General features: G+C 36.6%; 20 protein-coding genes. 13 read left to right on the top strand and 7 right to left on the bottom strand.

All coding sequences use genetic code 11. The features are described 5' to 3' along the window. Positions 1-24: 24 nt before the first annotated feature. Positions 25-2,589 (bottom strand): bifunctional aconitate hydratase 2/2-methylisocitrate dehydratase, encoded by a 2,565-nt coding sequence (gene acnB / locus DAY19_RS00935; protein ID WP_114705310.1) that lies wholly within the window; start codon positions 2,587-2,589, stop codon positions 25-27. A 176-nt stretch (positions 2,590-2,765) separates the two neighbouring features. Here acnB and DAY19_RS00930 point away from each other — a divergent pair, with 176 nt between their 5' ends. The 4 genes from DAY19_RS00930 (at position 2,766) to DAY19_RS00915 (ending at position 7,718) form a co-directional block, all read left to right on the top strand. Further along, complete coding sequence (locus tag DAY19_RS00930) at positions 2,766-3,674, top strand: hypothetical protein (RefSeq protein WP_120405231.1); 909 nt, start codon at positions 2,766-2,768, stop codon at positions 3,672-3,674. 67 nt (positions 3,675-3,741) lie between these two features. After that, positions 3,742-5,172, top strand: a complete 1,431-nt coding sequence (locus tag DAY19_RS00925) for an aminoacyl-histidine dipeptidase (RefSeq protein ID WP_114705308.1) — start codon at positions 3,742-3,744, stop codon at positions 5,170-5,172. After that, positions 5,172-5,525 (top strand): hypothetical protein, encoded by a 354-nt coding sequence (locus DAY19_RS00920; RefSeq protein ID WP_114705307.1) that lies wholly within the window; start codon positions 5,172-5,174, stop codon positions 5,523-5,525. The genes DAY19_RS00925 and DAY19_RS00920 overlap by 1 nt, the downstream gene beginning before the upstream one ends. A 48-nt stretch (positions 5,526-5,573) precedes the next feature. After that, positions 5,574-7,718: a hypothetical protein gene (locus tag DAY19_RS00915; protein WP_114705306.1), complete on the top strand. Its 2,145-nt coding sequence runs from the start codon at positions 5,574-5,576 to the stop codon at positions 7,716-7,718. 38 nt (positions 7,719-7,756) lie between these two features. Here DAY19_RS00915 and DAY19_RS00910 read toward each other — a convergent pair whose 3' ends face one another. Beyond that, positions 7,757-8,650 (bottom strand): 1,4-dihydroxy-2-naphthoyl-CoA synthase, encoded by an 894-nt coding sequence (locus DAY19_RS00910; protein WP_114705305.1) that lies wholly within the window; start codon positions 8,648-8,650, stop codon positions 7,757-7,759. Between the two features lie 107 nt (positions 8,651-8,757). On the opposite strand from DAY19_RS00910, the gene DAY19_RS00905 reads away from it, so the two are divergent. Next, positions 8,758-9,054, top strand: coding sequence for a hypothetical protein (locus tag DAY19_RS00905; protein WP_133296847.1), 297 nt, complete (start codon positions 8,758-8,760; stop codon positions 9,052-9,054). 15 nt (positions 9,055-9,069) lie between these two features. Here DAY19_RS00905 and DAY19_RS00900 read toward each other — a convergent pair whose 3' ends face one another. After that, a complete protein-coding gene (locus DAY19_RS00900) occupies positions 9,070-9,417 on the bottom strand; it encodes a hypothetical protein (protein WP_114705303.1) in 348 nt (115 codons plus the stop codon). Positions 9,418-9,486: 69 nt separating this feature from the next. On the opposite strand from DAY19_RS00900, the gene DAY19_RS00895 reads away from it, so the two are divergent. Both DAY19_RS00895 and DAY19_RS00890 read left to right on the top strand, forming a co-directional pair. Continuing rightward, positions 9,487-9,906: a hypothetical protein gene (locus DAY19_RS00895; RefSeq protein WP_114705302.1), complete on the top strand. Its 420-nt coding sequence runs from the start codon at positions 9,487-9,489 to the stop codon at positions 9,904-9,906. Positions 9,907-9,915: 9 nt separating this feature from the next. After that, positions 9,916-10,809 carry a hypothetical protein gene (locus DAY19_RS00890; RefSeq protein WP_114705301.1) on the top strand — a complete coding sequence of 298 codons (894 nt, stop codon included), beginning with the start codon at positions 9,916-9,918 and terminating at the stop codon, positions 10,807-10,809. Position 10,810: 1 nt separating this feature from the next. On the opposite strand, the gene DAY19_RS00885 is transcribed toward DAY19_RS00890, so the two are convergent. Then, on the bottom strand, positions 10,811-11,302 hold the full coding sequence (locus DAY19_RS00885; protein ID WP_114705300.1) for a globin domain-containing protein: 492 nt from the start codon (positions 11,300-11,302) through the stop codon (positions 10,811-10,813). 145 nt (positions 11,303-11,447) lie between these two features. Here DAY19_RS00885 and DAY19_RS00880 point away from each other — a divergent pair, with 145 nt between their 5' ends. The 3 genes from DAY19_RS00880 to DAY19_RS00870 all read left to right on the top strand — a co-directional run bounded on the left by DAY19_RS00880 (position 11,448) and on the right by DAY19_RS00870 (position 13,368). After that, positions 11,448-12,464: an ABC transporter ATP-binding protein gene (locus DAY19_RS00880; RefSeq protein WP_114705299.1), complete on the top strand. Its 1,017-nt coding sequence runs from the start codon at positions 11,448-11,450 to the stop codon at positions 12,462-12,464. An 83-nt stretch (positions 12,465-12,547) separates the two neighbouring features. After that, entirely contained in the window at positions 12,548-13,093 is a 546-nt protein-coding gene (locus tag DAY19_RS00875) for a YceI family protein (protein ID WP_114705298.1), read from the top strand. Positions 13,094-13,170: 77 nt separating this feature from the next. Next, the gene (locus DAY19_RS00870) at positions 13,171-13,368 is read left to right on the top strand and encodes a hypothetical protein (protein WP_114705297.1); all 198 of its coding nucleotides are present in this window, start codon (positions 13,171-13,173) and stop codon (positions 13,366-13,368) included. Here the strand turns inward: DAY19_RS00870 and DAY19_RS00865 are convergent. Next, the gene (locus DAY19_RS00865) at positions 13,360-14,187 is read right to left on the bottom strand and encodes an RluA family pseudouridine synthase (protein ID WP_114705296.1); all 828 of its coding nucleotides are present in this window, start codon (positions 14,185-14,187) and stop codon (positions 13,360-13,362) included. The genes DAY19_RS00870 and DAY19_RS00865 overlap by 9 nt on opposite strands. 9 nt (positions 14,188-14,196) lie before the next feature. Continuing rightward, positions 14,197-14,505 (bottom strand): hypothetical protein, encoded by a 309-nt coding sequence (locus tag DAY19_RS00860; RefSeq protein ID WP_114705295.1) that lies wholly within the window; start codon positions 14,503-14,505, stop codon positions 14,197-14,199. 39 nt (positions 14,506-14,544) lie between these two features. On the opposite strand from DAY19_RS00860, the gene DAY19_RS00855 reads away from it, so the two are divergent. From DAY19_RS00855 to lgt, 3 genes are read left to right on the top strand one after another with little or no spacing between them, the layout of a single operon-like run. Further along, entirely contained in the window at positions 14,545-15,444 is a 900-nt protein-coding gene (locus DAY19_RS00855; protein ID WP_114705294.1) for a radical SAM protein, read from the top strand. A 22-nt stretch (positions 15,445-15,466) separates the two neighbouring features. Further along, positions 15,467-15,943, top strand: a complete 477-nt coding sequence (locus DAY19_RS00850) for a DUF2489 domain-containing protein (protein WP_158536723.1) — start codon at positions 15,467-15,469, stop codon at positions 15,941-15,943. Next, complete coding sequence (gene lgt, locus DAY19_RS00845) at positions 15,943-16,719, top strand: prolipoprotein diacylglyceryl transferase (protein WP_114705292.1); 777 nt, start codon at positions 15,943-15,945, stop codon at positions 16,717-16,719. The genes DAY19_RS00850 and lgt overlap by 1 nt, the downstream gene beginning before the upstream one ends. Here the strand turns inward: lgt and DAY19_RS00840 are convergent. Further along, positions 16,697-16,903, bottom strand: a complete 207-nt coding sequence (locus tag DAY19_RS00840; protein WP_114705291.1) for a hypothetical protein — start codon at positions 16,901-16,903, stop codon at positions 16,697-16,699. The two genes, lgt and DAY19_RS00840, sit on opposite strands and share 23 nt — an antisense overlap. Between the last annotated feature and the right edge of the window lie 73 nt (positions 16,904-16,976).

Raw genomic sequence — 16,976 nt, 5'->3', positions numbered from 1 at the left:
TTATATCTCTAATTTAATATGAGATTAAGCGTCAGCATCAATTGAGAAACCTTCCATTTGATCAAAGTTTAGGTAACGATAAATTGAATCGTCCTTACCTTGAAGTGGTTCCATCATTGAGAGATACTCATCTTGCTTTGGAATGTATCCAAGTTTTGCACAGATTGCAGCAAGTTCTGCTGAACCTAGATAAACCTGAGCACCTTTACCAAGTCTGTTGTTAAAGTTACGTGTTGAAGTAGAGAATACTGTTACACCATCTTTAACTCGTGCTTGGTTACCCATACATAGTGAACAACCTGGCATTTCAAGTCTTGCACCAGCAGCAGCAAATTTTGAGTAGTAACCTTCTTTAGTAAGTTGGTCTTTATCCATTTTCGTTGGTGGACACACCCATAGTCTTGCATCAGCTTGACCTTGGCCATCAAGAACTGTTGCAGCAGCTCTAAAGTGTCCAATATTTGTCATACAAGAACCGATGAAAACTTCATCAATTTTATCACCTGCAACGTCACTCATTTTCTTAACGTCATCTGGGTCATTTGGACAAGCAACGATTGGCTCTTTCATTTCATCAAGATCGATTTCAATAACAGCAGCGTATTCAGCGTTTGCATCCGCTTCCATTAGCTCACCATTTTCAATCCAATCATTAACTTCTTTGATTCTTCTCTCGATTGTACCTTTGTGTCCAAAACCATTTGCAATCATTGATTCCATAAGAGCAACGTTTGATCTTAGGTATTCAACAACTGTTTCACGACCTAGCTTGATCGTTGAACCAGCAGCACTTCTTTCTGCAGTTGCATCTGTAAGCTCGAATGCTTGCTCAAGTTTTAGATCTGGAAGACCTTCCATTTCAAGGATACGTCCAGCAAAGATATTTTTCTTATTCTTCTTTTCTACTGTAAGTAGACCATCTTGAATTGCTTGATAAGGAATCATATTTACAACGTCACGTAGAGTGATACCTGGTTGCAACTTTCCTTTGAATTTAACTAAAACAGACTCTGGCATATCAAGTGGCATAACACCAAGAGCAGCAGCAAATGCTACAAGCCCTGAACCAGCAGGGAACGAAATCCCAAGAGGGAATCTTGTATGTGAGTCACCACCAGTACCAACTGTGTCTGGGATAAGAAGACGGTTTAGCCAAGAGTGAATAATTCCATCACCCGGTCTAAGTGCAACACCTTCTCTGTCTTGAATATAAGTCGGAAGAGTAGCATGAGTAATAACATCACTTGGTTTTGGGTAAGCAGCTGTGTGACAGAAAGATTGCATAACTAGGTCTGCATTGAATTTAAGACATGCAAGTTCAGTCATCTCATCTCTTGTCATTGGCCCTGTTGTATCTTGTGAACCAACAGTTGTCATTTTTGGAAGACATGAAGTTCCTGGAAGGATTCCTTCAACTCCACATGCTTTACCAACCATTTTTTGAGCAAGAGTATAGCCTTGTCCATCTTTAGCTTCAGTTGTATGCGGTTTTGCAAAAATTCCTGATTCATTAGCAGTATTTTGACCTAGGGCCGCTCTTGCTTGATCAGTTAGCATTTTACCGATGATTAATGGAACACGTCCACCAGCTCTATATTCATCAAGAATTGTCTCAGGGCTGATATCGTATTTTGCTAGCTCTTCACCTTTTTCATCTAGAATTCTTCCTTCTAGTGGGCGAACTTCAATAATTGTTCCTGTAGTAAGTGCCGATACATCAATTCCTTGAATTGGAAGAGCACCTGAATCTTCAGCAGTGTTAAAGAAGATTGGAGCAATTGTTGAACCGATAATTACACCACCACGTCTCTTATTTGGAACGTATGGAATATCTTCACCAATACACCAGATAAGTGAGTTACAAGCAGATTTTCTTGAAGAACCAGTTCCAACAACGTCACCTACGAAAGTAACAGGAAGCTTAAACTTTTCTTTAAGGTCTGCAATTTGCTTTGGCCCTTCAGGGAAAAGAGAGCCACCCATAACATTTGCGTGAAGAGGGATATCCGCTCTAGTGAATGCAAATGGAGCAGGTGAGAAGTCATCTGTATTAATTTCACCATCTACTTTATAAACGACAGTTTTAATTGATTCTTCAATTTGTGGCTTATTAGTGAACCACTCAGCATTTGCCCAAGATTCAATAACTTCTTTAGCAATTGCATTGCCACCATCTGCTAATTTCTTAACATCTTCAAATACGTTTACAGCAAGTGGAAGGTTTTTAAGTTCTTTTGCTGCAAGTTTTGCAAGCGCTTCGTCACTGCCTGCAACAATATCAACTAGACCTTGAAGGTTGAAGCCACCAACCATCGTTCCTAGTAATTCAACAGCATATTCTTTTGAAATAAGTGAACATGTATGTGCACCCTTTGTAATTCCAATAAGGAAACTTGCTTTTACTTGAGCTGCTGGATCAACACCTGGGTTGATACGATCTTTTAATAGATCTAAAAGCTCTTGTGTTGGCTCAGTTTCAAGAAGTTTTACAACTTCTGTTGCTTGTTCTTTAGTAAGTGCTAATGGAGGAATACCTTCTTTGGCCCTTTCCTCAACATGTGCGTGATACTCTTCTAGAAAATTAGACATAGATCCTCGACTTTTTTAATTTAGAGTTAAATTCTTTCTTAAACATTATATGAATTATTAATGTTTTTTATCACTTTTATGGGCATATTGCTAGTGGCTTCAGAAGGTTACGGTGTGTTGCGTAAATTAAGTTTTTTTAACTCATTGCATATCTTTTCATGGTCGATAATTTCATTATGAAAAAACAAGAGTTTGAATTAGAAATTGAAAAGTTGTGTGAACAAATCTTCTTTAACGAAAAATTATTAGAGTTTATAAATGTTCACAACTCTTACATCTTACAATTTGCAAAGGCATTAAGGCAGTCTTTAGATTGTGAAGTCATAAGAGGGGGTCCTGATACGGGAATTTTTGGAAGCCTCCATATGCATACTCTAAAGAATATCAATTGGATTGAAATCTATGCGGGAACAAAGGCCTTAATTGAAATAAAGAACGTTTTTGGACACAAGAGGTACCTAACGATTAGTGCATCTAAATTATCTAATATGGTCAATATGTCTTCAGACTCTGGCTATAGCTTACTTCTTAATGATGTTATGAGCACTGGCTTTTTGGCCGGTATTGAATTTGATTTTCTTCGTTATAAGAAGAGATCTTCTATTACAATTTCCAAATCTCGATCGCGGGCCGCCCAAGAATATGGTGGTACGATCCTTGAGAATGTTAAATTAATCCATAATTTAAGTACTGGTAATACAAAGTCTTTTGAAGACAAGCCCGATCTCAAATACAACTTGATAAGCTTGGCCATTGAATACCATCATTATAATATGATCCTAAATACAGAAGGTACGGGAAAAGATGCAACAGTTCGAAAGATTTATTTATCCCGTGGCTCAAATCTCAGTGATTACTTTGAAAAAGAGGGCTCATTGGATATCTTTCATTTAGATGTGAAAGGAAGTCCATTATTCAATGACAACATGGGCCTAGATCCCTTAGATGGTATTTATCTAAGTTGGAAACCTCATATTATTGATGTCTATCTATTAGAAGAAGCACAAAAACATCCTCGTTTCCCTCAACTTGGAGAGGATATTAGGCAAGATCAAGAAAGTGGAGATGGGGAAGAGGCCGCTTAAGCTAGATTCTACTTTTCTAAAATTGAACTTCATAGTAGATTGAACAAAACTTGAATGAGGAAGGTTTATGAATCAATCACGTGTCGATCATATTGAGCCAAAATTAGTTTGGTCAAATTTTCAAAAATTATTAGATACTCCAAGACCAAGTTATCATGAAGAAGCTGTTCAAACTCTTCTTATGCTCTTTGGAAAAAGCCTTGGGCTAGAAACATACCGCGACGATGTAAATAATGTAATTATCAAAAAACCTGGACAACATGGAGGAGAGAAATCAGCTCCTGTTATTCTTCAGGGACATCTTGATATGGTTGCTCAAAAAAATGAGGGGAACCCACATGATTTTAAAAATGATCCAATTACAACAATTATCGATGGAGATTGGATACATGCAAATGGAACAACTTTAGGTGCTGACAATGGTATTGGTTGTGCTTTTGCTATGGGATTACTTGAGAGTAAAGATCTTCCACACCCTCCTTTAGAATGTGTCTTTACGGCTTGTGAAGAAGCAGGAATGCACGGAGCGATCGGACTAAAAGGGCACCACTTTGAAGGTAAAGTGATGCTAAACCTTGATACTGAGGAAGAAGATGAGCTAATCATCGGTTGTGCTGGTGGAGTTGATCTTATCTTTGAAAAAGAATTCTCTACACAAGAAGTAAAGACTGAGCTTTACCAATTGGTTATAAAAGGTCTTAAAGGTGGACACTCTGGAATTGATATTCATACTGAAAGATTAAGTGCCAATAAATTAATTCCTCAGGCCTTGGAAGGCGTTGAGTTAAATCTTATTTCAATAAAAGGTGGAACACTTCGAAATGCAATTGCTCGTGAGGCATTTATTGAGTTTAGTGCCACTGAAGAAGAAGTCGCTAAGTTAAGAGGTAAACTTGAAGAGTTATATCTTAAACACTCTAGCATTGAAGCAAATATAAATTTTGAAGTTAATAAAATTGAAGCTGAAAGTAAAAAAGGCCTATCGATAGAAGATTCAAATAAAATTGTCGCAGCAATAAAGAATTGTTTCCATGGCGTGAAGGCCTGGGATCAAAACTTTAAGGGTGTTGTTGAAACATCAACAAATCTTGGGGTGATTACGCTAGAAGATGGAAACTTTGCGATGGCAAATCTAATTAGAAGCTCTAATGAAAGTGCAAGAGATGCATTTGCTCAAGAAATGATTGATGCACAAAAAGATCTTCAAGCAAAAGCAAAGCTTGAAGGAGCTTATCCTGGTTGGAAACCTAATCCAGACTCAAAAATTCTAACCATTACAAATGAAGTATATAAAGATTTAAGAGGAAGTGAGCCAAAAATCTCTTCAATCCATGCTGGGCTAGAATGTGGTATTTTATCAAAAGCAATGCCTGATGTGGATATGATTAGTTTTGGACCTAATATTACAGGTGCACATTCACCTGATGAGCAAGTTTCAATTTCTTCAGTTGAAAAAACTTGGGTACTTTTCCTAGAAGTAATTAAGAGGCTTATCTGATGGTTGCTATCGCTTTAAAAAATAACTTAACGACAATACTTGTCTATTTAATTGTTGTTCAAATACCGATGCTTATCGTTTATTACTTTGCTGATGAGCTAGGTATTTCAAATTTATGGCTTTATTTTATTTGCTTAATTATCGGGTTAAGGATTGCATTCTTTAAAGATGATTATTTTAAAAAGCGCGTTGAAGGAGGCCTATTTAAACAGCTCCAATCAAAGTTTAAAAAATCTCCTTCAAAAAGTGAAATCGTTAAAGCATTAAATATGACGATGAGTTTTAGAGACGCAATATTCTTTGGCAACTTAATCCTCCTTCTTATCCTTACTGCATTGTTTAACCAATTTTAACTTATAATATTTAGATAGAGCGTCGAAACAGTTATTGTGAAACTGTCTTTGACGCTATTCATATTATTATTTGTAAGCCTATTAATTCACTCCTGTCGTGATGTTCGTCGAGATATAAGCTCAATTGATGAGCTCTTTCTTGGAGAAGCGCATACCTTTAGTGCAAAGATCACAACTCTTAGAAATAATGGTAAGCGAATCACTATTTCAGGAGGGTGTGAAAACGGTGCAAAAGTCTCTTTCTCTTCAGAGTTCTTAGTAAGAGGAGATTCAAAAACAGTAGATTGTGAAGATGGGCTTTATGAGAAGAAGCTCTTCTTTCAGGATGATATTGAAGGACGGATGTGGGTTCAGGTTAGGCATTTAAATCAAAGTATTGATGTACTTGTCCCTTTTGTTGATACAAAAAATCCAAGTCGTGTCATTTTAACATCTCCTGTTCCTGGCTATCGTTATGGAAATAGTATCTTCTTTTCAGGTCGATGCGAGCCAGGTGCAAAAGTTTTTATAAGAAGCTCTTATCTTGATAGTGTTCTTCGAACTGTTGGTTGTGCTAATGGTGTGTTTATTTCTTCAGTGTATTTAAAAGATAGTATTGCAGATGAAAGTCAGATCATTTTCTCTCTGTATCAAGTGGATCCTTACGGAAATAGTTCCTCGCCAATAAGAATAAATGTTGAATACCAAAATATTATGAATTCGATTACTTTAGATGAACAAATGATACCACTTAGTGATGAAGAAGCATCGATAAGTGGTAGCTGTGGTGAATTTGATTTTATAAGTATCGAAGGAGAGCAAGTTGCTTGTGATAATAAAAGATTTAAATACGTCTTTGATAAGTACTTGGTAGGGCAGGGGAAGAATAGGTCGTTTAGAATAGTTGTCGTTGAGGGACTTAAAACTAACGGGGCCCGCTCAAATGCAAAAATTGCCATTGTCTATAATCAATTATTTGAAACTAATCCGAGATTTTATTCTCCCACGGGAACTTACGATATACGTGAACGTAAAAAACTGGTTGTAAGTGGGACTTGTGGGAAAACCTATTTCAAAGGAAGTGTTAGGCTTTATACAGCGAAAAATCCAAATATATTAAACAGTGGTGAAACAATTCCATTGAATTTTGATGGGAGTTTTTATGTTAAAAGTAATGAGTTCAGTTTAAAAGGAGAGGAGAGGATATATGCTGAATGCAGAGACTTTTATATAAAATACAAGACTAATAATTTCTATACTGATTTTAACTTTGTGGATACTTCAGATATTAATCGATTTAAAAAAGACTTATTCTTTGAGACTCCTACGATCTCACTTACTGGTAATTGTTTGAGAAAAGGACGAGTCGTTATTACCAATACAAGAGATGGTAAGACCATGAAGAGTGACTGTGTTGGAGGAGAGGTCCAATTTATTTTTGAATCTAGTCGCTTATGGGGGAAGGATGTATTTGAAGTATACGAAGAAGATGTTTTTGAAGACTTAAAGAGTGAGAAACAACTCTTTACGATCAATTATAATATTTTCCCAAATTATCCTTCTCGATTATATATTGAAGCACCATCTCCTCTATGGGGTTCTCTTTATCATGACGTAATTTTATATTGGAATTATGAGCCTGGTGATGTCGGTGGTGAGACTGATTATGGTATTTATTCTAGAGATAGTTATATACAAGCTCAGTGGAAAGCAATTCCAAGGGGAACGAGAAATATTGTTATAAGAGGACGCGATTTAGTTAAGCTAGGTTATGAAGAGTGTAGTCAAGTCCAGTTATTTTTAAAAGTGCAAAATCGTAATAAAGATCGTGCTGTCATTGTTGAGTCGAAAGGATTTTATTTTGACTTTACCCCACCGCAACCGATTGAGGTTTTAGATGTCGACTATTCACCTTTATTTAAAAAAATGTTACCGGAATTTAAAATTTCTGAAGTCGATGACAATTGTAGTGATTATATTAAAAATGATTGGTTAAAAGGCATTCAATGGTATGAAGTAAGACTTTATAAAATTGATCTTATTAAAAGTAATATTGATTTAATTGATGAAATGTTTCTGTTTGAATTATCCGATATTAATAAAGCACAAAGAGTTTTTGATTTAAAAGGTGTTTATCAAATTGGGATTGTCGCTGTTGATATGGGCCTAAATCGTTCTAAAGAATATCGTTCAATTATGTTCTCATGGAATTAGAGAAATAAGAGGGCACGGAGGCCCTCGTTTTATATAACTTAATAATGCCAAGGAAATTGAGAGAAATCCTGATCACGTTTTTCAACGAAAGCATCGCGGCCTTCTTTTGCCTCTTCTGTTCCGTAGGCAAGTCTTGTTGCCTCACCGGCAAAGAGTTGCTGACCAACTAAACCATCATCAAGAAGATTGAATCCAAATTTAAGCATACGCATTGCTGTTGGAGATTTCGAATTCATTTCTTTTGCCCACTCAAGTGAAACTTTTTCAAGTTCAGCATGTGGAACAACTTTATTTACCATTCCCATTTGGAATGCTTCTTCAGCACTGTAGTTAAATCCACAGAAGAAAATTTCTCGTGCACGCTTTTGTCCACACTGACGTGCAAGATAAGCAGATCCATAACCTGAATCAAAAGAAGCAACATCTGGATCAGTTTGTTTAAAGATTGCATGCTCTTTAGAAGCAATTGTCATATCACAAACAACATGAAGTGAGTGTCCACCACCTACTGCCCAGCCAGGGACTACGGCCACTACAACCTTAGGCATAAAACGGATGAGTCTTTGTACTTCAAGGATGTGAAGTCTACCTAATTTGGCCGGATCAGGAGTTCCATCACCATCAACATATTTATAACCATCTTTACCTCTGATTCTCTGGTCTCCACCTGAGCAGAACGCCCATCCACCATCTTTTGGTGAAGGTCCGTTTCCAGTAATCAGTACAACACCTACATCACTCCACATTCTTGCGTGATCAAGAGCTCGATAGAGCTCATCCACTGTTTGTGGTCTAAATGCGTTGCGGCATTCTGGGCGATTGAAAGCAATTCTCACTGTCCCTTGGTCGACAGCACGATGATAAGTAATATCTTTGAAGTCGAAACCTTCAACTTCTTTCCAAGCACTTGCGTCAAAAATATCTGAAACCATTTTGATCTCCTTTTTGCTCAATATAAAATGACTGAGTTAAAGTGTCATTCATAACTTTATATGCGGCCCGTCTAAACATATTGTTTCTAATGCGCTCAAATAGAGATATGAAAAAACTAATACTAGCTCTATTTTTTATTCTTTCTGCAGGCTTCGTCTTTGCAGAAGTAACTGTAACTATTGATGGCCAGAGATACTTTTGCTCTGTAGATGGAAGGCCACCACAAGATCGTGAATGGAGATGTGTCCCTCATTGTACTAGAAGAAGCTTTGATGGGGATTGCATGCGTTACGGACAGGATTATTGTGGTTATGATGCGACTTGTATTAAGCGTTGTGAAAGACGTGATACAAGTGGTGATTGTATGAGATATGGCGATGATATCTGCCGTTCAGAACAATAATAAGAAATAGTACCGTTATTTAACTCTTTTTATTTCTTCAACTTTTATATGAAAGTGGGATGTTTCTGTCTCTGTTTCACCACTTATTAAAAAGATTGTGTCGCGATTATAGCTAGTATCTTCCCCAAGTAAGCTTGGGTTCATTTTTACTAGTAATAATCCGAAGCTATCTTGTATTAAATAGAAGTCATTTTTTAGAGATTTAAATATTGTACCTTGAATACGAACATTTTTTTTGTCACTTGGTGATCGACGAAGTTCACTAGTTTTATAAATACTCCCTTCTTCTTTTCCTAGATAGAGTCCTGGGCTTGAGCAACCAAGAAGGGTGGTGAATAGAAATAATTGAAAGTATTTTGCCATGGATAAATTGTATTTAATATTTCCCGCTTTGACTATAGAAGTTAGTCGGCCCATAATTAAGGAATGGAAATGATTCAAAAGATAATTATTTGTACTTTATTGATAACAACATCTTACGCCGACTTTAACGGCCGTTGGAGTGGTGAAGGCTTTGCAAAGACAGCCTCTGCTTCAAGCCCATGTGAAAATGTGTATTTTCGACTTTCTCTTTCTCAAGAAAAATTTAAAATTCAAGATGGTGGATATAACTGTAGTGGATTAAGTGCTGAGTATCCATATTCTGTCTTTACGATTCAAGGAAGCGACCTAATTTATAAAGGTGAAATCTCTGGTCGCATTAGTGATAATGAGATAGAAATATTTTCAATAGAAGATGGCTTTCAATTACTTTTTACAAAAATTGATAATCAAACAATTAAAGTAGAGGAAAGATGGCAAGATGGTGATGATTTTCTCGTAATCAATTCATCTTTAGAATTAATTAAATAAGAAGGTTTTGTGATTAAAAATAATATGGTTTCTGGCTTTAGCTTTATCAAGCACGGGCTCACTCTTGAATATCCAATTTTAGAAAGTGTTCAAAGTATAGATCCACTCTGTGATGAGGTGGTTATTAATGTTGGTTTTGAAACTCCTGAGTGTGACAAAGATGACGGAACTTATGAATACCTTAGAGATAATCTTACAGGAGAGCGATATAAGTTTATTAAGTCATGGTGGGACCCATCAATAATGAGTCGTGGACTTATTCTTTCTCAACAAACTAATATTGCAATGGAAGCTTGTAAGGGCTCAATCGGCCAATATATCCAAGGTGATGAGGCCATTCATGAAGATGACCTTCCTTTAATTGAAGAAGGAATTAAAAAAATGGTTGATCGTAAAGAAATCGAAGGACTTCTTTACAATTATACTCATTTTTTTGGAAATACTGATCTTTATAAATTTGATCCTCATTCATATCGTAAAGAAGTGAGAACTGTTAGGCTTGGAATAGGGCTTGAGAGCTATCTTGATGCTCAAGGGTTTCGTTTTTCAGATGGCAGAAAGCCGAGTGCTATAGAGACTGGTGCTCGTATTTTCCACTATGGATGGGCCAGAAGAGAGAATGCGATGTCTGATAAAAAGCGTGCATTTGAAAAGCTTTATTTTGGAAAAGATCATGAATCTGAAGAGTATACATATGATCGAATCTTTGGGCTTAGAAAATTTGAAGGAACACACCCTGCATTGCTCAAGTCTTGGATTGAAAAAAATCATAATGATGTAACATTTGAACAATTAAATGATCCACGTATCTTTGCTAATTTTAAGAATTGGATTCGTTTAATGGTAGAAGAATATACCGGCCATATGATAGGTGAGTTTCGAAACTATAAAAAGATTAAGTAAGTTAAGCTGCTTTTTTATAATTATCGAGTTTTTCTTGGGCCTCCATAAATTCTTCAAATTCTCTGCGTAGAGTTGCATCAGTCATTCCGTCTGAAATTAAGTCAAAGGCAAAGTGAAAGAACTCTCTCCAGTTATTTTCTAATTCTTGATTCCAATTATTTAAATGATATGTCTCTAGAGCTTCGAGAAAAGCTTGCTCAAAAACAGGAAAATAGACTTCTGAAATATCAACTTTAAATTGGTATTCTCCAAGACCTCGCAGATAGTATTTCAAATAACTAGGCTGGTTCAGATTTTTCACCGCAATAGTCATGGCACGAGATGCAAGGGCATTGAGGTTTTCAAAATCAACATGACGAAAAAGCTTTTGCATATCTGGCTCGATAATGAAGACATTATCAAAGAATGTACGCCAGAAATTCGTTAGGTTAGGCTCGATACGATAAAAGGACTCTTTAATTGCTTGTGTGTCAAATCGATAATTTATGACCATTTTCAATTCCCATTTGTTGTTACTATCTAGCTAGCGCATCGTATCTCTAGTAAATGATCATGATTTAATTTTTCTTAAGATTGAGTTGAGTCTATTATTTACAGATTGTATGAGATACGAGAATCTAAGCTAAGCATAGGACATCATGAAAATACTAGAAGTTAATGATTTAACATATAATTTTGATCGTAAGTCGATCTGCCAATTTGATAAAATCTCTTTTGATTTACATAAAGGAGAGGTTTTAACTCTTTTAGGTCCTTCGGGGACAGGAAAGACTACTTTATTTAATATCCTCTGCGATAGGCTAACTCCGCTTTCTGGAGAGGTAAAAAAAAATCATGACCTAAAAATTGAGATTGTTTCTGGTGTTGATGGCCTTAATTGGGATAAGACAGTATTCGAAAATATTGAAGATCATCTCTTATTAGATAATCCTGAAGCGGACTCTAATCGAGTTAGAGATATGATTGAGATTTTTGGCCTTGAATATAAGGACCATAAACGTTTAGATGAATTATCTGCGGGACAACTACAAAGGCTTTTATTTGCTCGTTCAATGGTTATCTCGCCAGATGTACTTCTCTTAGATGAGCCATTTTCAAATATTGATGAGTTTTTAAAAGCGACTTTATGTCATGAAATATTTGAAATATTTAAAGAAAATGAGATTTCCTTAATCTTCATTACCCATAATTTGAAAGAAGCTTACTCTTTAAGTGATCGTTTGATGTACTTAAGTGGAGCTAAACTTCAAGTATATAATAATCCTTACGATTTTTACCGAAGACCTCTTACTATCGATGCTGCTCGTTTTGGCGGGCTCGTCAATCTCGTTGCTGGGCCTGTTACTGGGCGAGCGGATAAGAGTTTAACTCTTAAAAATGACTTCGGTCAATTTGAGGTCATTGATGATATTGGTATTTCTAATCAATTTGCTTACCTTGCTTTTCGTCCTAAACATTTGAAAGTAACTCATGATGGTGACATAAAGGGACGTATTAAAGTCATTCGCCGTTTCGGTGAAATTGATATTTTAGAAGTGGCATCGACAAATTCTAAAATTCTACGTGTACAAGTTGATGATGCAAGTAGCTTCCAAGTAGGACAGCAACTATCCCTATCAATTGATGTGGCCAATTCTTTCCTTTTACCAGTTTAGGAAAAACTTAACCAAATCTTGTCTTCGCTGCAATTAAAAGCTCCCATAAAATATTGTGAATATATTTCTCTTGGGAGCGGATCATGAAATTCTTAATTATAGGCTTTTGTATTATTCTCTCGATACTTGCATTTGCAGGGGATATTAATACTAAAAAGAGCTTCATTAAGTGGCACGCTACTAAAGTCGGTGGAGAGCATTGGGGCCATATCAAATTTAAGGATGGTAATATCCAAACGAATGATAAAGGAGAGCCGATAAAAGCTTCCTTTACTGTTGATATGAGTACAATCGATGTACGTGATTTAGAGGGTGAGTGGAAAGAAAAATTAGAAAATCACTTAAGAACAGGCGACTTCTTTGAGATTTCAAAATATCCAACAGCGACAATGGAGACTTCAAATATAAAAAAGATTGGAGATAATAAATATCGTGTGAAGGGAAATTTCAAAATCAAGAATAAGATTCAGCCTATAACTTTTGATATGACCTATAATGGTAAGCTTGCCAGTGGAAGTTTCAGCTTTGATCGAACAAAGTTTGGAATTATGTACCGTTCAACTTTACTCGGCACGTTAGGTGACAAGGTCATTCACGATAAGGTTGATTTAGAGTTTAAGGTTCAATAACGACTTTACATAAACTTGACGCAGTTATCGTAATAAAAGTGTGCATGGGTCTGGGATCTATGTTAGTTTAGCCTCATATGAAGGCTGGAACTATAAAATATGCATTTTTTGAAAAGGATCACTACTTAATTCCCATTACGAGAAGAAGTAAGAATCCTATTGCTGACTATAAGAAAGAGTTAGTTGAAAAATCAATTGAGAATGAATTAAATCTCAAGGTGAAGCATATTAGCTCTAAGTCAATGATTGAAAAAGGTGACAAGAAGCTAAAATAATTGCTTCTCCTTAGGTATTTCAACTGTCACAAAGTTTCCACTTCTCCACGGATCATCAAAACTTAACTTACTAGCAACTAATTGCAGTCCGATATCGTTTCCGTTTCCTTTTCCGTAGCGTGGATCTCCCATGACTGGAAAACCAAGTTCTGTAAATTGAATACGAATCTGGTGCTTGCGTCCCGTAATAAGTTTAACTTCAACAATGGAAGTTTTCTCTAGCTTCTTTTTAACAGTATATTCTAAGATGGCCTCTTTTCCATCGATAACACTTTCAAGTCTCTTTGACTCTGGAGGATGGCCTTTTACTTCAGCTTGATAAGTCTTTTCAATCTTATGATCTTTAATTTGTTGAGAAAATGCTCTTGCTCCTTTCTTTGTGTAAGCAATAATCATGACACCTGAAGTTTCTTTATCGAGGCGGTGAATGAGAAAAGGCTCGCGTCCCATACGCTTATGAAGCTCTCTTAAAATTGTGTAGCTATCACCATACTTCGTCCCTTGGCATAAAACGCCAACAGGTTTGTAGTAAACACCATAGTGATGAGTTTCGTGAAGGCATTTAAGCTCACTCATATCTTGTTCTTGAATATTGAGATCAACAAAGAGTTTGATGGTTTGACCACGCTTTACTTCATACTTGGCCTTGCGAATACGCTCTGGCTTTGCTGACTTTGTCCAACAAGCACCTTGTTTCATAAGATTTTTAATTTTTATCTTTGATAATTCAATATTTGATTTTTCACATTTTGATGCGAGAAGATCAACTGCACTCATATCTGTATGGGCCTTGGCCGTTACGGTAAATTTATTAGTCATATCTATTTCTTATCCATTATAAAAAGGGCAGCCGCTGCATCCACTTTGGCAACAATCGTTAATATCCGCATCTTCATCGACTCTCAAATTAGGTGAGACGAGTGAAAGACTATAGGTTTTTAGTCCTCTTACCATACCGATGAAAGTAAAGAGGTCTGGATTTTCGAGGGGAGTTTGCATTGTTCCAAGATTTAGTGAAAGGGCAAGGTGATGAGCAATTGAGCGCGTATCACAAAGGATATTAAACTGCGCTGAACTCTCTTCATTTAGAGTCACGATGAATTTTTCACTATAGGAGTCGATGATATATTCTTTCATTAGCTTCCAATTGATGGCCAAATATTGTAATTTAATCTTATGTACTACGACTTTCCAATTCAATATGATGAACCTGTTTTTAGGCCACCTTCTGAAGGTCGCTCCCTTCTTATACAACAAACCATTGGCTGCTCCAATAATAAATGTACTTATTGCAATATGTACCGTTCAAAAACCTATAAAGAGCGAAACCCGTCCGAGGTCGTGGAGGATATTCGCAAGGCCGGTGCCTATTATCGCCGCTTTGAAATGCGTCCATCTAAAGTATTTTTATGTGATGGCGACGCTCTTGGTGCTCCTACAGAGGATATCTATAAGAGTTTACTGGCAATTAGGGAAGAATTTGGGGATATACGAGTGGGCGTTTATGCCACAGCTCAAAATATGCTGGATAAAACAGATGAGGAGCTACGTTTTCTTAAGGAAGCTGGACTTGGGATCTGCTACCTCGGAATGGAGAGTGGGTGCGATAAAGTTCTTCATATGACCGTAAAAGGCAATACGGCCCAAGATATGATTGATGGCTCATTGAAATTAATGGCCGCTGGTATGAAGTTATCAGTTATTGCCATGCTAGGGCTTGGTGGAAAGAAGCATACCCAAACGCATGTGGTAGAGACGGCTAAGGTTCTGTCTAAAATTTCTCCTGATTATCTCTCGTTTCTCACAACTATGGCCGTTGAAGGAACGCCATATCATCGAATGGTGACACGAGGCTTTGAGATGCTTACGACAAAAGAAATTCTCGGTGAAATGCACGATATTTTAAGTGGAATTCAGGCAAGTCGTGAGATTTTACTTCGAATTAACCATGTTTCTAATATGTATCCTATTGGAGGAAGCCTGCCACAAGACCAGGCAACGATAATTCAACAAGTTAAGCAGTGGTACGATGAAGCTCCTGTGGGAACTTATCCACCAAAACCTTCACATATGTAGGAATTCGCAGTATAAAAAGCTCATGTTTGAAATGACTCAAGACCAATTCACTATCGCTTTTATTATTCTATCTGTTCTGATCTTTATACTTTCGATTGGAGTGGGCTTCTTTTATATAAAATTAAAAGAGGAAACTCGAAAGAGAATTGCTGAACACGATAAGATGGAAGCAAGAGAAAAAGAACGTCAGGCTTTTGTTCGCGATAGCCTTATTACAATTGCACGTGCCTTTGTGCAAAAGCAGTGTGAGGCCAGTGAGGCTTGTATCAGAATTAGAATGCTAATTGATCGCGTTGACTTCGTTGAAAACACAGACTTTCCAGTTATCTTTTCAATGTATGAAGAGATCAAACACTTTGATACTCATCAAGCAAGAAAAGACCTTTCAAAACAAGAGCGTTTCAACCAAGATAAACAGCGATTTGCCATTGAAGACAAACATATGGATAATTTAGTTATTGAATGTGAAAAGTTAATAACTAATTTATCGGCCAATTAATGCAATATTACGTCCACAATCTGAATCCAATCGCTATTGATTTTCTAGGAATAAAAATTGCATGGTATTGGCTGGCCTATTTCCTTGGCTACTTCTGGACACTCTATTTTGGAAAATATTTAATCACAAAAGAAAAACTCAATATTAGTTTTACTCATTACTTAAACTATCTCTTTGTAGGCTTCTTCGTCATGCTGGCCGGAGGGAAGATATTCTATATTCTCTTTTATAATTTCTCCTATTATGCAGCTGACTTAAAAAGAGTTTTTTATTTTTGGCAGGGAGGAATGAGCTTTCATGGAGCCTTGATAGGTGCTGCTCTATGGACTTTCTATTACGCTAAGAAACACGGCTTAAAGTTTCTAGAGTTAACAGACATTGTAGTAACTGGTGTCGGTATTGGAATTATGCTTGGCCGTATTGCAAATTTCATTAATGGAGAACTGGCCGGGAGAGTTACTGATGTTTCTTGGGCGGTGATATTTCCAAAGCTCTATGATATGAGTCCACGCCATCCTTCACAACTTTATGAAGCTCTCCTAGAAGGTCTTGTCCTATTTATTATTCTCTTTGTTTGTAAGAAGAATTTAAAAAGGCCAGGACTAAACTCTGGCCTATTTCTGATTATCTATGGAATTTCTCGTTTTATCGTTGAGTTCTTTCGAACACCGGACCCTCAAATTGGTCTCTTCTTCGATTTATTCTCAGTAGGGCAATTCTATTGTGCAGTGATGATCCTAATTGGAATAGGAATTATTTCTTTGCCTTCTCGTTAATAGCATTTTCATATTGCTTTAGAAGTTCAGGGTCAACTTCTGTTGGTGTAATTTTTCTAAAACTCTTACGAGCATTAATCATATTATCACACCTGTGAACGGCACCGTCCCCCTCAACTGGAACGTTTTTACGTCCATCTTTCATCCATGTAATTTCTTTTCCACAATAACGACATGATGCCATGAGTAACTCCCTGATTATAAAGCAATTTAGAGTGTTAATTTTAGTCTTTTTGGGTTATTCTAACAACCATAAA

It is taken from the genome of Halobacteriovorax vibrionivorans, assembly GCF_003346865.1.
Lineage (GTDB): Bacteria > Bdellovibrionota > Bacteriovoracia > Bacteriovoracales > Bacteriovoracaceae > Halobacteriovorax_A > Halobacteriovorax_A vibrionivorans.
Note: the sequence above shows the minus strand (reverse complement) of the source record. Positions and strands in the feature narration are given on the sequence as shown.